This window comes from Paenochrobactrum gallinarii, assembly GCF_014205685.1.
In the GTDB taxonomy this organism is placed as follows: domain Bacteria; phylum Pseudomonadota; class Alphaproteobacteria; order Rhizobiales; family Rhizobiaceae; genus Paenochrobactrum; species Paenochrobactrum gallinarii.
Genome location: NZ_JACIIU010000005.1, coordinates 64,573 through 81,299 on the forward strand (window position 1 = coordinate 64,573; position 16,727 = coordinate 81,299).

The 16,727-nt window shown below is 49.5% G+C and carries 14 protein-coding genes and 2 pseudogenes; 5 read left to right on the forward strand and 11 right to left on the reverse strand.

Translation table 11 applies throughout. The annotated features are described in order from the left end of the window. Positions 1–47: 47 nt before the first annotated feature. From FHS77_RS07550 to FHS77_RS07560, 3 genes are all read left to right on the forward strand, one after another. Entirely contained in the window at positions 48–575 is a 528-nt protein-coding gene (locus FHS77_RS07550) for a TRAP transporter small permease (protein ID WP_184221959.1), read from the forward strand. Positions 576–636: 61 nt separating this feature from the next. After that, positions 637–1,947: a TRAP transporter large permease gene (locus tag FHS77_RS07555; protein WP_184221961.1), complete on the forward strand. Its 1,311-nt coding sequence runs from the start codon at positions 637–639 to the stop codon at positions 1,945–1,947. Between the two features lies 1 nt (position 1,948). After that, entirely contained in the window at positions 1,949–2,734 is a 786-nt protein-coding gene (locus tag FHS77_RS07560) for an SDR family NAD(P)-dependent oxidoreductase (RefSeq protein ID WP_184221963.1), read from the forward strand. A 55-nt stretch (positions 2,735–2,789) separates the two neighbouring features. On the opposite strand, the gene FHS77_RS07565 is transcribed toward FHS77_RS07560, so the two are convergent. The 10 genes and pseudogenes from FHS77_RS07565 to FHS77_RS07610 form a co-directional block, all read right to left on the reverse strand. Next, positions 2,790–4,223 (reverse strand): NAD-dependent succinate-semialdehyde dehydrogenase, encoded by a 1,434-nt coding sequence (locus FHS77_RS07565; protein WP_184221965.1) that lies wholly within the window; start codon positions 4,221–4,223, stop codon positions 2,790–2,792. A 209-nt stretch (positions 4,224–4,432) separates the two neighbouring features. Next, entirely contained in the window at positions 4,433–5,134 is a 702-nt protein-coding gene (locus FHS77_RS07570; protein ID WP_184221967.1) for an ABC transporter ATP-binding protein, read from the reverse strand. After that, positions 5,128–5,886, reverse strand: a complete 759-nt coding sequence (locus FHS77_RS07575; protein ID WP_184221969.1) for an ABC transporter ATP-binding protein — start codon at positions 5,884–5,886, stop codon at positions 5,128–5,130. The genes FHS77_RS07570 and FHS77_RS07575 overlap by 7 nt, the downstream gene beginning before the upstream one ends. Then, positions 5,883–6,866, reverse strand: coding sequence for a branched-chain amino acid ABC transporter permease (locus tag FHS77_RS07580; protein ID WP_184221971.1), 984 nt, complete (start codon positions 6,864–6,866; stop codon positions 5,883–5,885). The genes FHS77_RS07575 and FHS77_RS07580 overlap by 4 nt, the downstream gene beginning before the upstream one ends. A 13-nt stretch (positions 6,867–6,879) precedes the next feature. Then, positions 6,880–7,795 (reverse strand): annotated as a pseudogene (locus FHS77_RS07585) (branched-chain amino acid ABC transporter permease). 122 nt (positions 7,796–7,917) lie between these two features. Continuing rightward, complete coding sequence (locus FHS77_RS07590) at positions 7,918–9,090, reverse strand: ABC transporter substrate-binding protein (protein WP_184221973.1); 1,173 nt, start codon at positions 9,088–9,090, stop codon at positions 7,918–7,920. Between the two features lie 44 nt (positions 9,091–9,134). After that, positions 9,135–10,076: an MBL fold metallo-hydrolase gene (locus FHS77_RS07595; protein ID WP_184221975.1), complete on the reverse strand. Its 942-nt coding sequence runs from the start codon at positions 10,074–10,076 to the stop codon at positions 9,135–9,137. A gap of 7 nt (positions 10,077–10,083) precedes the next feature. Next, positions 10,084–11,253: an ABC transporter substrate-binding protein gene (locus tag FHS77_RS07600; RefSeq protein WP_184221977.1), complete on the reverse strand. Its 1,170-nt coding sequence runs from the start codon at positions 11,251–11,253 to the stop codon at positions 10,084–10,086. 107 nt (positions 11,254–11,360) lie between these two features. Next, a complete protein-coding gene (locus FHS77_RS07605) occupies positions 11,361–12,314 on the reverse strand; it encodes a dihydrodipicolinate synthase family protein (protein WP_184221979.1) in 954 nt (317 codons plus the stop codon). A gap of 63 nt (positions 12,315–12,377) precedes the next feature. Next, positions 12,378–13,277 carry an alpha/beta hydrolase gene (locus FHS77_RS07610; protein WP_184221981.1) on the reverse strand — a complete coding sequence of 300 codons (900 nt, stop codon included), beginning with the start codon at positions 13,275–13,277 and terminating at the stop codon, positions 12,378–12,380. Between the two features lie 93 nt (positions 13,278–13,370). On the opposite strand from FHS77_RS07610, the gene FHS77_RS07615 reads away from it, so the two are divergent. Together FHS77_RS07615 and FHS77_RS07620 are read left to right on the forward strand one after the other, a co-directional pair. Beyond that, positions 13,371–14,312 carry a LysR substrate-binding domain-containing protein gene (locus tag FHS77_RS07615; protein WP_184221983.1) on the forward strand — a complete coding sequence of 314 codons (942 nt, stop codon included), beginning with the start codon at positions 13,371–13,373 and terminating at the stop codon, positions 14,310–14,312. Positions 14,313–14,472: 160 nt separating this feature from the next. Continuing rightward, entirely contained in the window at positions 14,473–15,354 is an 882-nt protein-coding gene (locus FHS77_RS07620; RefSeq protein WP_184221985.1) for a dihydrodipicolinate synthase family protein, read from the forward strand. A 285-nt stretch (positions 15,355–15,639) separates the two neighbouring features. On the opposite strand, the pseudogene FHS77_RS07625 reads toward FHS77_RS07620, so the two are convergent. Then, positions 15,640–16,697: pseudogene (locus FHS77_RS07625) on the reverse strand (IS3 family transposase); the annotation flags it as partial. Positions 16,698–16,727: the final 30 nt, after the last annotated feature.

The window sequence follows — 16,727 nt, forward strand, 5'->3', positions numbered from 1 at the left end:
GGTTATAGGTTTCTATATCCGGCGACCGCTTCCGGGAGGGAATGCGGATGATCAAGCTAAATCGCGTTATCAATCGTCTTACCGACTTTACCGGCTGGATAGCGCTTGGCTTTCTGGCCTTTATGATGTTTGGCATCACGCTTGATGTGGTGCTGCGCGCTTTGACAGGTAAACCCGTACCCGGCCTTTTCGAAATGTCGGAAATGTCGATGGTTATGGTTGTGTTCATGGGGCTTGGTTGGGCGCAAAGTGACGATGCCCATATCAGAGTGACCATGCTGACGGATAAATTCAGCCCGACATGGCAACGTCTTGTGACAACACTTGCCTGGCTTTTGGCAGCTCTTGCCCTCCTGATGCTAGCCTATCCGTCAACTTTGGAAGCAATTTATTCGTTTTCGATACGCGAGTTCCGCTGGGGATATTTTCAGGTTCCTATTTGGTGGGCAAAAATCGCTGTAGCAATCGGCCTTTGGCTGGCAGTCGTGCAAACACTTCTTCATGCGCTTTTGGTTTTAACCGGACGTGATCCGCACCGCCAAAAGCCTGTTACTGCTTCCAGTCAGGAATTGTAAAAGCACTGCCCGCAGATTTTAAAGTCGCCTGTTGGCTGACTCATCAAAACGGAATTTATCAATGGATACAACATTAGTCGCAACAATTGCTGTTGCAATGATCTTTGTATTGATGGCAATAGGCACGCCGGTTTTTGCAGCACTTGCACTCTCGGGTGCCTTAGGCATTGTCATGATCGAAGATCTGCCATTTCTGCTCAATCGTCTGAAATCCTTCTCATTTACGCAATCTGCTTCTTACACCCTAACCGTCATTCCGCTCTTTATTCTCATGGGAGCTTTTGCCCATCATGCCAAAGTCGGAAAAAGATTATTTAGCGTCGCCAATAAATGGGTCGGGCATTTGCCGGGTGGTCTGGCGATGGCAGGAATTTTAACCAGTGCCGGCTTTGCCTGCACATCAGGCTCAAGCGTTGCAACGGCTGCCACCGTTGGCTCCGTTGCTATTCCGGAAATGAAAAAGGCCGGTTATGACCCGCGTCTTGCAGCCGGCAGTGTTGCAGCCGGTGGTGTTCTTGGTGTTTTGATACCGCCAAGCGTTTTGCTGATTTTCTATGCTGCCTTGACCGAAGTATCTGCCGGTAAAATGCTGATTGCCGGTTTTGTGCCAGGCATTTTAACAACAGTGGTTTTCATGATTGGTGTCAGCTTTATCGGGCGCACCGGCATGAACCAGACAGCGCGCATTCCCGCTACACCCTGGGGCGAGCGACTCCGCGGAACCATTGAAGCATGGCAAGTGCTGGTGCTGTTTGTCGTTGTGCTCGGCGGCATTTATTTAGGGCTCGTCACCCCAACAGAGGCCGGCGCTATCGGCGCTGTTGCTGCGTTTTTGATGCTGCTGGCACATCGCCCGAAAAATTTGCGCAGCGAATTGGTTGAAAGCTTTCGATCAACCTCAGCCACGACGGTGATGATCTTATTCACCATGATCGGGGCTGGTATTTTCAGTTATTTTCTAACCCTTATTCAACTGCCGCATGCCATTGCCGCTTTTGTTGTTGCCAGCGACATTCCTCCTTATGCAGTCATTGCACTGTTGCTGCTGGTCTACATCCCGCTGGGCATGTTTCTTGATGCTTTCTCGATGATGGTCATCACCTTGCCGATCATGTTCCCGACAGTAGTTCAACTTGGTTTTGATCCGATCTGGTTTGGCATTCTCAGCGTCAAAATGTGTGAAATCGGCCTCATCACACCGCCGGTTGGGCTCAACTGTTTTGTGATTGCAGGGATTGACCGCGAAACTTCGCTTGCTGATGTTTTCAAAGGCTCGTTCTGGTTTGTTTTGATGGAACTCTTCACGATCATTCTGCTGTTTTGCTTCCCGATCATCGTGACATGGCTTCCAGACACAATGATGGGGCGCTAAAATGACTAAAAATGAAATTAATGGTGTTGCACTGGTAACAGGCGGCGGCTCAGGCATTGGTCGGGCTAGCGCCTTACAACTTGCGGCCAAAGGCGCTTCTGTTGTCGTCGCTGATCTCAACCAGCAAGGCATTGACGAAACAGTCGCACTTATTCAGGCGCAAGGACATGAGGCCCTCGGCATTAAGCTCGATGTTTCTGACCCGCAATCGGTGGATAACGCTTTCGCACTAACCAATGACTGGCGCGGCAGTTGCGATATTCTGGTCAATTGCGCCGGTATTCTGGTGGTACAGCCGCTTCTCGACTTTCCGCTTGATGCATGGAACCGCTTAATGGCCATCAACCTGACCGGCACATTTTTATGTTCGCAACGTGCAGCCCGCGACATGGTCAAAAAGCGTTATGGCCGCATCATCAATATGGCATCGATTAGTGGCAGTCGTGCTGGTGTCGGCCGCGTTGCCTATGGCACTTCCAAAGCTGCCATCTCCGGACTCACACGCCAATTAGCGCTGGAACTCGGGGCTTATGGCATCACCGCCAATGCAATTGCACCGGGTGCTATTGTGACGGCCATGACTGAAGCCGCTTATACGGATGTGACGCGGGCAAAACTGCTACCGATGATCCCTGCCGGTCATTTAGGTGAGGCAGACGACATTGCGTCAGCAGTTTGTTATCTCGCCTCTCCGCAAGCTAAATATGTCAACGGCCACACGCTGGCTGTTGATGGCGGTTACCTTGCCACCGGCATGACCCAAACCGGTAACTTAGAGCTGAAATAATAAGTTGAACTTTGGCTAAACAAACAAAAAGGGGGATTAAATCCCCCTTTTTTATTTACCAAATCTGATGTGAAATATTTTTCACAACCGTATAATGCGACAAACCTTCCGTGCCACCTTCACGACCATAACCGCTATCTTTAACACCGCCAAAAGGTGTCTCCGGCAAAGAGGCCTCCAGCGTATTGATTGAAAAATTACCAGCTTCTATGCCTTCACTCAGGTAATAGACGTTTTTTGCGCAATGCGTGAAAGCGTAAGACGCCAAACCAAATGGCAGCGAATTTGCTTTTTCAAGTGCCTCTTCAACAGAAGAAACACAGTTGATCAAAGCTAATGGCCCAAATGGCTCTTCCGATAAAACACGCGCATCATCAGGCACATCGGCCAGCACAGTCACAGGAAAGAAATAACCGCGATTACCAAGCCGCTCGCCACCTGTCAGAACGCGGGCTCCTTTTGCCTTGGCGTCACTCACCAAAGTTTCCAGCGCCTCAATGCGGCGCTCATTGGCCAATGGCCCCATTTCCGTTTCGGAATGCAAACCATTACCAATTTTAATGCTGCGCGCTTTTTCCACAAAAGCATTGGTAAAGGCTTCAAAGCTTTTTTCCATCACAAAAAAACGGGTCGGTGAGGTGCAAACCTGTCCGGCATTGCGCGCTTTACGGATCGCGGACATAGTGCCAGCGGCACCGGCATCATAGTCGTCACAAACAATCACTGGTGCATGGCCGCCAAGCTCCATCAAAGCAGGCTTCATATAGCGCGATGCCATCGTCGTCAGATGTTTGCCAACAGCCGTTGAACCGGTAAATGCAATGGCACGGATGGTCGGATGCGGGATCAGATAATCTGAGATTTCAACCGGAACACCAAAAACCAGATTGAAGACACCCGCCGGCAAACCTGCATCATGAAATGCTCGCGCAATATGATATGCACCGGCTGGTGTTTCTTCTGCCGCTTTCAAGATGATTGAGCAGCCGGAAGCCAAGGCACCTGCAATTTTGCGCGATGGCTGGCTCATCGGGAAATTCCAAGGCGAAAAGGCCGCAATCACGCCAATCGGCTGATGAATAACTGTGTATCGAGTACCCGGTGCACTTGGAATAACCCGTCCATAAGTGCGCAGACCCTCGGCTGCATCCCATTCAAAAAACTCGCACCCACGAATAACTTCAAGCCGTGCCTGTTCAAATGGCTTGCCATGCTCCATGGTGATGGAATGTGCAATCTCATCAGTGCGCTCTCGCATCAACGCACATGCTTTCAGAATAATCTCTGAACGCTTGGCTGGGGCAGTATTTCTCCAAACTTTAAACCCCTGCTCGGCAGCCGCAATCGCATCATCCAGATCCGTTCGTGTTGCAACCGGAACAGCGCCAATGACTGCTTCATCTGCCGGATTAAGCACAGGTAATGTATTTGCAGTTTTTCTCCACGTGCCACCAATATAAAGGCTTAGCTCCGGATATTGTTTCGTCATGGCTCATTCTCCATTGCATCATAATTTTTAAGAGAGATGAGGTTTTCAAAATTTCGGCACGCAGATAGGCATTCACCGAAACGATGCTGAAAAAGTCAGTCATGTCTTTTTTGTTTAATGTGAAAAAACACACTCTCTTTTCGAGAGGTTTTTGGTCGTCTGCCTCTTGTTCAATTTTGCCTCTCCAACGATGGCGAAGAGGCTTTTTGTTAAATTCCTACATATCCGTGAACCAGTTCGGCATTATCCTTCAGATCCTGATTGGTGCCCGACCAAACGGTTTTACCTTTTTCAAGCACATAATGACGGTCTGCCAAACGCTTCAAAACATTGATGTTTTTATCAATCAGCAAGATCGCCTGTCCCTGTTGCTTCAAAGTTTCGATGCAATTCCAGATCTCAGCGCGGATTACCGGTGCCAAGCCTTCGGTTGCCTCATCCAAAATCAGCAATTTCGGGTTGGTCATCAAAGCGCGGCTGATCACCAGCATTTGCTGTTCACCACCAGACAATGTGCCAGCCATCTGGCCTGCGCGCTCCTGAAGGCGTGGAAAAAGCGCGTAAACATGCTCCAATGTCCAAGGGGATGAGCGCTGCAATCGGTTGGCAGCTGTCGCCACCAGATTTTCACGTACCGTCAGAGTGGAGAAGGTTTCACGGCCTTCCGGCACCAAGCCAACACCAAGGCGTGCGACCACTTCCGGTGCGGAACCAAATGTATCGCGTCCGCCAAAGCTGATTTTGCCGGATAATGGCTGCAAAAGCCCCATGATAGAGCGCACAGTGGTCATTTTTCCCATACCATTGCGCCCAAGCAACGTGACGATTTCACCTTCTTTAATTTCGAGTTCCACATCGAAAAGCACCTGACTGGGCCCGTATGCGGATTGCAGTCCTGCAACGCTCAGCATGCTTCATCTCCCTCTCCCAGATAGGCACTGCGTACTTCCGGATGATTACGAATTTCATCTGCACTACCGGTTGCAATAACGCGTCCGTACACTAGTACCGAAATACGGTTTGCAAGCTGGAAAACCGCATCCATATCATGCTCAACCAGCAACATACTGACCTGACTTTTCAAGCCTTGCAGCAATTTTACCATTTGCTGGCTTTCAGTGTGGCCAAGCCCTGCCATCGGCTCATCAAGCAACATCACCCTTGGCTCTGTTGCCATGGCAACCGCCAGTTCCAGCTGCTTTTGCTCACCATGCGAGAGATTGGCAACCAATTCATCGGCGCGGTGTTCCAAACCGATGGGTCTAAGATAATTAAGTGCACTATCACGCAACTGCGTTTCTTTGCGGACATTGCCCCAAAAGCGGAAACTATGTCCCTGACGAATTTGAATAGCGATAGCGACATTGTCCAACACGCTATACTCGGGCAGCAAAGAAGTGATCTGGAAAGTCCGTGCCAGCCCCAGCCCGATACGTTTTGCAGTCGGCAAACGACTGATATCACAGCCTTCAAGTTCAATTTTACCGGCATCGGATTTCAATTCACCGAGTAACTGCGAAATAAGCGTGGTTTTGCCTGCACCATTGGGGCCGATCAGCGCGTGGATTTCACCCGGCCGCACATCCAGCGAAACACTGTCTGTCGCCAGCAAACCACCGAACCTTTTAACAAGACCGCTTACATTAAGAATAGGTTCACTCATGCTGATCTCCCGCCGATACGCTTCAACAGAGCCTGAATGCCGCCATTGGTATAAAGCACCACAACCAACAGGATAAAGCCAAAGGCCAACTGCCAATATTCTGTCCATGAGGCCAGAATGGACTCAAGCACAATGAAAGCACCGGCACCGATCAACGGCCCGTACAATGTGCCCACACCACCAAGTACCACCATGATCATCAGCTCGCCCGACTTTGTCCAATGCACCATATCCGGACTTGCAAAGCGCAGGAAATTAGCCATCAAACAACCGGCAAGCCCTGCCCCCATGCCAGAGATAATGAAAGCGACAAGCTTATAACGATAGGCCGGAAGGCCGAGTGCTGCCATGCGGCGTTGATTTTGGCGAAGACCAACCAGCACATTGCCGAAACGCGAATTGACCATGCGCCACATCAGGAAAAAGAACAGCACGGTGATGGCAAGACAGACATAATAGATCGTCTGCTTATCACGCATATTCAGCCCCGGCAGTTCATTGGTACGGCGAATAATCAAACCGTCATCGCCGCCATAGGTTTTGAGCGACACAAACAGGAAGAACAGCATTTGCGCAAAAGCCAGCGTGATCATAATAAACTGCACGCCGCCGGTGCGCAGTGACAAGCCACCAATAATAGCCGCCATCACACCACTGACCAGCACGGCCAAAGGCAGTGTCACCAGCAACTGGTTTGAACCGGGGATCAGCCCTAAAAACAGATCATCCTGTGTGTAATGCTGGTACAAAATACCAACCACATAGCCGCCAAGGCCGAAAAATGCTGCATGACCAAAACTGACCATGCCGCCATAGCCAAGCACCAGATTAAGGCTTGCCGCAGCGATGCCGTAAATCAAAACACGCGTAGCCAGTGATGTCATTGCCGGATAACCCAAAGCATCCGACACAAACGGCAGTGCTATGAGCAGAACTAACCCGAAGGCTAGCAGAAATGGCTTCTTAAGAGAGTTTTCCATAGGTGCTGCCTTATTAATTATTTGCATAGAACAGCCCTTTAGGGCGAATGAGAAGAACAATGGCCATCAAGAGATAAATACCCATTGAGGAAATACCGGCGCCCAGCGCATCTGCCTCGGCACCTTCCATCACTTGACGCAATAGCGGTGGCAGATAGGCACGCAGCATTGTGTCAACGAGACCCAGCAAAAGGCTTGCAAAAAACGCGCCGCGAATGGAGCCAACGCCACCGATCACCACGACGACAAATGTTGTAATGAGGATTTGCTCGCCCATGCCCACTTGCACAGCCATAATCGGCCCCGCCATAAAGCCCGCAAGGCCGGCCAAAAGAGCACCAAGACCAAACACAGCCGTATAAAGAAGGCGTACATCAACACCAAGCGCACGCACCATGTCGCGGTTTGTTGAACCGGCGCGCACCAACATACCAACACGGGTTTTGTTAATAAGCAGATAGAGCCCGAGCGCCACCATCAGGCCAACAAAAATAATTGCCAGACGATAGACCGGATAAAAAAGACCCGGCAGAATTTCCAATGATCCGTCCAGCAAAGAGGGCATGGAAACAAACAAAGGCTGGCGGCCAAAAAGCAGTGTAATTGTCTGGTTTGCAATCATAATGATGGCAAAAGTAGCAAGCACCTGATCGAGGTGATCGCGCTTATAAAGCCGACGCACCACCAGAAATTCAATGGCAACACCGGCAATAGCGGCCGCTGCCAATGCCGCCGGCACCCCTAAAAAAAACGAATTGGTTTCTGCTGCCACGTAAGTGCCCGCATAGGCACCGATCATGTAAATAGAACCATGAGCCAGATTAATGACGCCCATAATTCCAAAAAATAAGCGTCAAACCTGCTGCCAACAAAAATAGCATCACGCCGAATTGCAGGCCATTCAGCATCTGTTCAAGGAAAAGCATCATCAAAGACCGCCTTGAGAATTAAAATCGAAACACCAATTTGTGCCGAAACACTGCTCAGACGGGGGAGAAAAAATCCCCGTCTGAAATGTTAACTTTGCCTTTTAAGGCATTAAAATCAGTGCTTACATTTTGCAGGAAGCGGCATAGACATCGCCGTGATTTTCCAAAATCTTACCGACGGTTTTCAATGCAGGTAAACCGTTTTCATCTTTTTCAACGCGCAGAGCATACCAGTCCTGCACCGGATGATGGTTCACACCAAACTTGAAGTTACCGCGTACGGCTTCAAAATCGGCTTTACGCATGGCTTCACGGAAAGCGTCTTTATCTTCAACATTGCCATTGGTAGCTTTAAGAGCTGCACCGATTGCAAGGGCAGCCTCATAGCCCTGACTGGAATAATAAGTCGGCGCACGATTATAGGCTTTCATCCATGCTTCCATGAACTTCTTGTTTGCCGCATTATCAAAATCGGAGTTCCAGTGGCTGGAAACATTCAAGCCTAGTGCAATGTCACCAACAGCTTTCAATGTATTGGCATCCAGTGATGGTTCTGCCACCACCATTGGTGTGCTTTTCATCAAACCGGCCTGCTCATATTGGCGCAGGAATGTGATCGCAAGGCCACCTGGATGAAACTGGAAAACCACTTCCGGTTTCTTGGCGCGGATTTGTGCCATTTCAGCAGCAAAATCGGTCTGGTCGAGGCCGGTATAAACTTCGCCGACAATATCGCCTTTAAAATAGCGCTTAAAGCCGGTGATCGCATCTTTACCGGCCTGATAATTGGAAGCCAGAACGAAAGCGGTTTTATAGCCAAGATTGGTTGCAAGCTGTCCTGCACTTTCATGCAGACTGTCATTTTGCCAAGGGACGACAAAATAATTTTCGTTACATTCTTTACCTGCCAAATTAGACGGTGCCGCATTGGTGCTCACATAAAAAGCTTCACCATCCAGAATGTCCGGCACCGTTGCGCCAGCCACGTTGGAGAAAACAATACCGGTAAACAACTGCACTTTATCATTATTTAAAAGGCGTTCGGCAATCTGTTTGCCTTGTCCCGGTTTCTGGCTGTCATCTTCAACAATCAGATCAACAGCAACATCACCAAGCTTACCGCCATCCATTTCCATGGCCAGTTTAAACCCGTCACGAATATCTTGACCTAAATAGCCGGCAGGCCCTGAAAGAGTGGTAATCATACCAATTTTAACTGGCTCTTGCGCCAATGCCGCATATGGCAAAGTGCTGAAAGCCAGAACACTCATTGCAAGTAAACTCTTCTTAATCATGCCCGTTCTCCTCCATATGCAGCGTGTACTGCATCTCGTTTCGTTCAGTCTTTTGTTGTTATTTCTACGTCGAAAGGCACATAGCTATAGATGCCTTCCCCTCCTTCCACCTGCCCGAAAACCGGCAGCGGAAAATGATATGGCGCCATGATCACCCGCTCTTTGGCTGCGTTTTCCAGCAAGCTCATGCGCGTTGCACGCGCTTGATCAGGTGCTTTACAAAAATTGGATACCGCCAATGGCTGCGATAATTGCAGCGGATGATGGATAACATCTGCTGTAAACAAGATATTGAGTTCAGCAGACTTCAAACGCACTACCGCCATGCCTGGTGAATGACCAAAGGCCGGCTCAAATGTCAGGCCGTCGCATATCTGATAATTTGCAGGTACAGCCTGAAAACCAATGGTTTCGATAATCGGCTTGATACTGTCTTCAAACGCACCATGCAGCGTGGTTTTCTCTGCATTTTCTGCGTGAATTTGCGACCAGTAGGTCAGTTCACCTTCCGGCACGATATAAGCTGCATTGGGAAATGCGGCCTGCCATATGTCATCGAGAAAAACAGTATTCCAGCCAACATGATCGGCATGAAGATGCGTATTGATCAAGTAATCAACGTCATGAGGCTGCACACCAAGCGCAGCCAGAATGTCCAGAAATGCAGAATTGCGCTGATGCCATGCGGGGCGATCAGGGCGATTTTTCTGATTGCCCACACCTGCATCAATCAATGCGACATAATCCGGCGTTTCAATAAGATAAATATTGAAATTGAGGCGAATAGTGCCTTTTTCAACATCCATGGAACCTGCAGGCGCTTGCTGTGCAGCCTCTAGCAATTCATCATCCGACAAACTGCCCAGCAATGCTTTTACCGGCCAGTTTGCCTCCATATCCGGAATGCAGATAATGCGCAGATCAGTGCCCTGCAACTGATGCAGGGTGATATCTAATTCCGGAATATGGTGTGCAACAATCTTCATGGCGCTCTCAAAGATCACAATCAGCCGCGAACGGATCACCATGGCTGCTGAGCAGTTTTGAGCGGGTTTTGAGTGTCAAGGCACCATCATCACCACGCACCACCTGCATGGCATACCAATCTTGCACCGGATGCTGGTTTTTACCGAAACTGAACGTGCCGCGCACAGATTTGAAATCGGCTTTTAACATCGCTTCACGGAAAGCATCGCGGTCTTCCACATCGCCTTTTGTCTGGCGTAATGCGGCACCAATGGCATTGGCAGTGTCATAGGCTTGCGCGGCATACATGGTTGGAGTGCGCTTATAGGCTTCTTCAAAAGCGGCCACAAATTCACGATTGGCATCATTGTCCAAATCGGTGTTCCACGAGCCGGAAACATTCAAGCCTTCTGCCGCATCACCGACAGCTTTCAAAATCGCATGATCCATGGACGGCTCGGCAATCACCATCGGTACTGAGCCTAACAATCCGGCTTGCTGATATTGGCGCAGGAAAGCAATACCTAAACCACCAGGCTGAAACTGGAAAACCACATCAGGATTAACCTGACGGATTTGTGCCATTTCGGCAGCAAAATCATTCTGATCTACGCGCGTATAAATCTCACCGGCAATCTCGCCCTTAAAATAGCGCTTGAAACCCTCGATCGCGTCTTTACCGGCCAGAAAGTTAGGCGCCAGCAGAAAAGCACGTTTATAGCCCAGATCAGTCGCATTCTGACCGGCACTGCCCTGCATTGTATCAGTCAGATATGAAATCACGTAATAATTGGCATCGCAGCCTTTGCCGCCAAATTCCGATGGCCCTGCATTTGGGCTGACAAAAATACCGCCGCCATCCAAAATTTCCGGAACAGTCGCTCCAGCCACGTTTGAAAACACAAGACCGGTAAAGAGCGTCACACCTTCATCATTCATGAAGCGGTCAGCAATTTGACGTCCATTGGCAGGCTTCATCGCATCATCTTCAACCAGCACGTTAACCGGCACATCGCCCAGCGTGCCTTTGCCCATCTTAACGGCCAGCTCAAAACCATCGCGCACATCCTGCCCCAAATAACCCGCAGAGCCAGACAAGGTGGTGATGAAGCCAATTTTCACAGGATCAGCGGCATTAACGGCACTAGATGCCAGTAAAGATGCGGCAAGCAATGGAAGAAGACGGGTAAATTTCATGATGCCTCGATTGCACAGGGCTGGGTGGTGATGAACAAAAGCCAATATTATCAGTCGGTTGAAACTGCGCAGTGCCTATTAAAACACCGCACAGTCTTCAGATCGTGTTACGGTTTCAGTCCGCAATTCTCGAAGGCTTCGTGTGTCACTTTCTTTTCGGCGTCTGTCAGCTCAAGCAATGGTGTGCGCACGGTGCCGCCGGTCTGGCCGAGCAGTTCCTGCCAGTATTTCTGGTGGGAATGTGGTTTTTCAGCCGGACGTGTGCCTTTGAGCGCTTTACGCACAGGCTCAAGACTGTCACGAATGCGGCGTGCTTCTTCAAATTTGCCTGCAAAAGCCAGATCCGTATATTCACGCATGCGCAAATCATTTTTGGTCTGGATCAGATATGGCGGGGAAGAGCAAAGATAGAGCTGCCATTTAAGATCGATAATGTTATCCAGCCACTCATCTTCTGATGCGGTGCTGACCAAAATTTTATCACCGGCAAGGCGTTCCAGCTCAATATACATCGGACGCGGCACGCTATATTTAATTGCCACCACATTTTCGATATCAGCCAGCTTGTTGCACAGCTCAGGGCTCATCAGATAACCGCTGTCCGGATGGCTCCAAAGCGCAATACCGATATCTACTTTTTCCGCAATGGTGCGGTAATAATTGAGAAGTGTTTCATCCTGCTCTTTGAAGAAATGCAGGATAGGCGCATGCACAACGATGTAATCCGCACCAATTTTCTGTGCGTGTTGTGCAAGTTCAATCACTACATCCATGTTCTGGTCAGAACAAGACATGATAGTCTGGGCACGTCCGGCACAAGCCTCAACCGCCAGCTCAAAGCTGCGCTTGCGCTCATCCAGCGACATTGAGAAAAACTCGCCCTGCTTACCGGCGACAAAAAAGCCGTCAATCTTCAGGTCTTCAATCCAATGATCGTAGTTACGACGAACCGCATCCTCGTCAATGGCATGATCGGCAGTAAAAGGTGTCAGAGCCGCAGCCCAGATGCCTTTCATATGCTGCCGGGAATAAGCCTTGGCGTCTTTCCTGGTATACTTCATATTATTTCCGTTCATTTAATCTGTTCAGAAGACGAAAAGAGCAGACCCAAAGGCCTGTATTTTTTAAGAAGGATTGTCGGCAATCAAACGCAGCAATGCCTGCCCAAGCAGACTGTCAGGATCGGCAAGATCCAGCACGATATCGAAATGATTGCGGCCTTTGATTTCAAAAATTTCACTTTTGAAACCTGCATCCAGCCATGACTGATGATAGTCGATTGACTGACGCTTAAAGCCTGCCGCTTCACCTTCAGCATATGCCACGATGATCGGGCAGCCTTGAGAGGAAAGGTTTTCAGCGGGGCTTAAAGCTTTCACATCGGCAGAGGTTAAATTCAGCCATTCTTGTGCAAAACAATTGGCGATTGGCGCCAGATGAAACAGACCGCTCAATGGCAAAGCCGCCTTAATGACATTGTCCGGCACGTTAAACTCTGCCTGCCATCCACCGGCAATCACGCATCCGGCTAAATGCCCGCCGGCTGAACTGCCGCCAACATAAAGACGGTTCGGATCAATGCCATGCTCGCGCCCGTGCTGCCATAAATAAGCAATGCTGGCACGTACTTGCCGAACAATTTCACGTAAACTTGCCTGAGGCACCAGCGTATATTCAACGGCTACGCTCGCCACTTGGTGCGCTTGCAGAAAACCGGCCATAAAGCTCGATTCTTCTTTTGAGAGCGCTTTCCAATAGCCACCATGAATAAAGATAAAAGCAGGTCGTAATTCACCTGCTACAGTGCCGGAAATATCCAGTTTCTGCTGCGACAGTTCATCATAAATGACATCTTTAAACGTCGCATAATGTGCCAGCGCTTTTTGAGAAATCGCATTGGCCTGCGCCATAATCTCATCAAAACGATCGACCGTCACTGTGGCGCGGGCATTGTAATCCACGTCCAGTTGGGTACGTGGCAATGCAGCCTCCTCAGCCAATTTATGCACCAGCAAGTCAGTCATTTTTATCTCCTCCATCAACAGTGTTTCAAGTAACTGAAATTCTATCAAGTGAATTCTCTGGACTTATATATGACTATATGGAATATCAGAACAATGAGTACACCACGATCAAGACTACTGACCAACAACCTCACCTTGCGCCATTTGCGCATGGTCGTTGCGATTGTTGAAGAATGTAATCTGGCGCGCGCGGCCAAACGGTTGAATATGACCCAGTCTGCGGTCACCAAAGCATTGCAAGAGGTGGAAGCCTTAACCGCAGTGCGCTTGTTTGACCGCACCAATCGCGGCGTGGTGCCCACTTTATTTGGTGACACGCTGGCGGATCACGCCCGCCTGATGCTGCATCAGCTTAGCAATGCAGAAGAACATCTGGCTGACCTTCGTGATGGCAAGGGTGGCCGTGTAGCAATTGGCACTCTGCTTGCTGCATCGGCCGAATTGCTGCCAAAAGCCATTGCGCAATTGCGGCGTGAACGCCCAAAAATCATCATTAAAGTTGTCGAGGGTACAGATGACATTCTGATCCATGCTTTACGCGCCGGAGAGCTTGATTTTGTGGTTGGTCGCCTGTCTGAGCGCCGCGAAACCGCACAAGTAACCCATGAAATTTTGATGGAAGATTCAGCATGTGTTGTCGCACGGCGTGGCCATCCGCTTACCCGTCACGACAACCTTGATCTCGCGGAACTGATCAAGTGGGAATGGGTATTACCACCCCACGAGACTAATATGCGCCGGCGTATTGATACTGCGTTTCGGGATGAAGGTATTGAGCCTCCAGCCCATGCGGTCGATTCCGTTTCGCTTCTCACCAACCGGCAATTATTGCTTGATACAGATTATTTAGGCGTCTTGCCCGTGCAGGTTGCACGTCAGGAAGCGCTGCTTGGCAGCTTAGTGATTTTACCACTGACATTAGGAGCAACCGCCGGAGTTATTGGCATCACAACACGCAACAATACAAGGCTTTCACCAGCCGCAGATGCCTTTTTGGATGTGCTGCGAAATACAGCCGCTGACTTAAGAACCTAGCAACACAAGCGCACCAGCTATTTCTTTTAGGAATAACTGGCGGCGTAGAATTCTCTTTACCGTTTCCACTCAATTTCCCATGTTTCACAGCAATTTAGCGGCGTTTTCCGTCTCAGATAACGCCTGTTTTTTGGCTCGATACATAGCCGGAGTGAAGAGAATGTCCTTATTTCAAGGCGTCATGCCTTACCTTGTCAGTCCCTTGAAAGAAAATGCACAGGTCAACGAAACCGTACTGGCAAAACTTTGTGAAGACCTTATTGCCAAAGACGTGCATGGCCTGACCCCACTGGGCAGCACCGGCGAATATGCCTACCTGAATGATGCACAAAAACAGCGTGTGATTGAAGTTGTCGTGGAAGCTGCAAACGGGCGCGTACCAGTTATTGCAGGTGTTGCCAGCACCTCAACGGAAGGTGCCATTGCGCAAGCTAAACTCTATAAAAAAATAGGTGTCAGCGGCATTGTCAGTGTGCTGGATTCCTATTTTCCACTCACTGAAGCGGAAATTCAGAACTATTTTTTGACCATTGCCAATCAGGCTGGTCTGCCGATGATTGTTTATACCAATCCAAACTTTCAACGTACTGATCTGACAGTCGATACCATCAGCATCTTATCAAAACATAGCAATATTATCGGCCTGAAAGATGCTTCCAGTAATACCGGTCGTCTGCTGACGATTATGGAGCGTTGTGGCGATAATTTGGATGTTTATGCTGCCTCGTCTCATATTGCGGTAAGTGTTTTGATGATGGGCGGCAAAGGTATTTTTGCAGGCCCCGCATGTGTTCTACCGGAAAAAAGCGTAGCGCTTTATCAGGCTTGTATGGCAGATGACTGGAAAAAAGCAGCAATTTTGCAAAAACAGCTATGGCAGTTCAATGATGTTTTTGCCCGTTATCGCTTGGCTGGCTGCATCAAAACGGCGCTGCACATTCAGGGCTATGATGTTGGCAACCCTGTCTTGCCACAAGCCCCGCTAGATGAAACCGCAAGGGCAACCATTGCCGAAGCATTGCGTAAATCAATGGCAGATTAATGATCACTTTGAGAGAGTGCGATATATACGCACTCTCTCAAAGTTTTGTAGCAATTAGCTGAATCCAACCAATTGCATCAGTATTTCACGCGAATGACCCCATAAAATAGCGCTCCCCGCGTCAACAACCTGATTAAGTTTAGCTGGCGGAAGGCACTCCTTAAGTGTTTTACCAAAGTCAGGCGAATGCAACGGACTTTTATCACTTAAGCGATACCAAAGCCAGAAGTGGCTCGGTTTGCCTGAACAGTTTCGGGCTTTTTGCTAAGTGGATTTCCGCCGCAATTATGCTGCCACCATCATAGGTGTCAGCTCGTTGAAGTAAACCTGATCCGGTGTCTCTCGGTCAAGCGATGAATGTGGCCGTCGGCTGTTGTAGAATTTTAGATATCTGCCGATGCCAGTGCGGGCCTCGGACACGGTCTTGTAGGCGTGAAGATAAACCTCTTCGTATTTGATTGACCGCTAGGGCCGTTCGACGAAGACATTGTCCCGCCACGCACCCTTGCCATCCATTGAGATGGCGATCTCTGCCTTTTTCAGCATGTTGGTGAAGTCAATGGAAGTGAACTGTGCCCCTTGATCCGTGTTAAATATTTCAGGCTTTCCATAGCGGATCAGCGCTTCCTCAACTGCTTCGATGCAGAAGTCAGCCTCCATCGTGATTGACAGTCGCCATGACAGGACCCGGCGGCTGAACCAGTCGACGACAGCGCACAGATAGACAAAACCACGTGCCATCGGAATATAGGTTATGTCCATTGCCCATACCTGATTGGGTCTGGTGACCGCTAGCTTGCGCAGGAGAGAAGGATAGATTTTATGCCCTGGCGCTGGCTTCGAGGTGTTGGGGCGACGGTAAATCGCCTCGATGCTCATCTTCTTCATCAGCGTAGCGACATGCAGCCGCCCAACCTCAAGCGCTTCTCCCTTCAAAAGCCCCTGCAACATCCGACTTTCCGCGAATGGATATTCCAGATGCAATTCATCGATCCGGCGCATTAATGCCAGATCGCCATCCGATACCGGGCGTGGTGAATAGTAAGCACTGCTGCCGCTAAAGCCGAGAAGCTTGGCTTGTCGTGGGTCCGACAACTTGTGTGCGGTCGATCATTTCTTGTCCCCCAGCAACCCCGCCTTGCTGAGCGCACCGGATAAAAAATCTTTTTCCAGAGTTAGCTCGCCGATCTTGGCATGAAGCGTTTTAACATCGCGGTTGGAACTGGAGGTTCAGCTTTTCCCTCGTCGCCGAAAACGCCGGTCGCCCCCTCAAGGAGTTGATCCTTCCATTGCTTTATCTGGCTGGCGTGCACGTCAAACTGCTGGGATAATTCAACTAGGCTCAAGACCTATTAATTGGTTGCGTAGTGTTT

Coding starts and splice junctions, on each gene's coding strand:
- FHS77_RS07615 (WP_184221983.1), top strand. CDS start 13,371: ATGAGTACACCACGATCAAGACTACTGACCAACAACCTCACCTTGCGC.
- FHS77_RS07605 (WP_184221979.1), bottom strand. CDS start 12,314: ATGAAGTATACCAGGAAAGACGCCAAGGCTTATTCCCGGCAGCATATG.
- FHS77_RS07575 (WP_184221969.1), bottom strand. CDS start 5,886: ATGAGTGAACCTATTCTTAATGTAAGCGGTCTTGTTAAAAGGTTCGGT.
- FHS77_RS07555 (WP_184221961.1), top strand. CDS start 637: ATGGATACAACATTAGTCGCAACAATTGCTGTTGCAATGATCTTTGTA.
- FHS77_RS07590 (WP_184221973.1), bottom strand. CDS start 9,090: ATGATTAAGAAGAGTTTACTTGCAATGAGTGTTCTGGCTTTCAGCACT.
- FHS77_RS07595 (WP_184221975.1), bottom strand. CDS start 10,076: ATGAAGATTGTTGCACACCATATTCCGGAATTAGATATCACCCTGCAT.
- FHS77_RS07600 (WP_184221977.1), bottom strand. CDS start 11,253: ATGAAATTTACCCGTCTTCTTCCATTGCTTGCCGCATCTTTACTGGCA.
- FHS77_RS07580 (WP_184221971.1), bottom strand. CDS start 6,866: ATGGAAAACTCTCTTAAGAAGCCATTTCTGCTAGCCTTCGGGTTAGTT.
- FHS77_RS07570 (WP_184221967.1), bottom strand. CDS start 5,134: ATGCTGAGCGTTGCAGGACTGCAATCCGCATACGGGCCCAGTCAGGTG.
- FHS77_RS07620 (WP_184221985.1), top strand. CDS start 14,473: ATGTCCTTATTTCAAGGCGTCATGCCTTACCTTGTCAGTCCCTTGAAA.
- FHS77_RS07560 (WP_184221963.1), top strand. CDS start 1,949: ATGACTAAAAATGAAATTAATGGTGTTGCACTGGTAACAGGCGGCGGC.
- FHS77_RS07550 (WP_184221959.1), top strand. CDS start 48: ATGATCAAGCTAAATCGCGTTATCAATCGTCTTACCGACTTTACCGGC.
- FHS77_RS07610 (WP_184221981.1), bottom strand. CDS start 13,277: ATGACTGACTTGCTGGTGCATAAATTGGCTGAGGAGGCTGCATTGCCA.
- FHS77_RS07565 (WP_184221965.1), bottom strand. CDS start 4,223: ATGACGAAACAATATCCGGAGCTAAGCCTTTATATTGGTGGCACGTGG.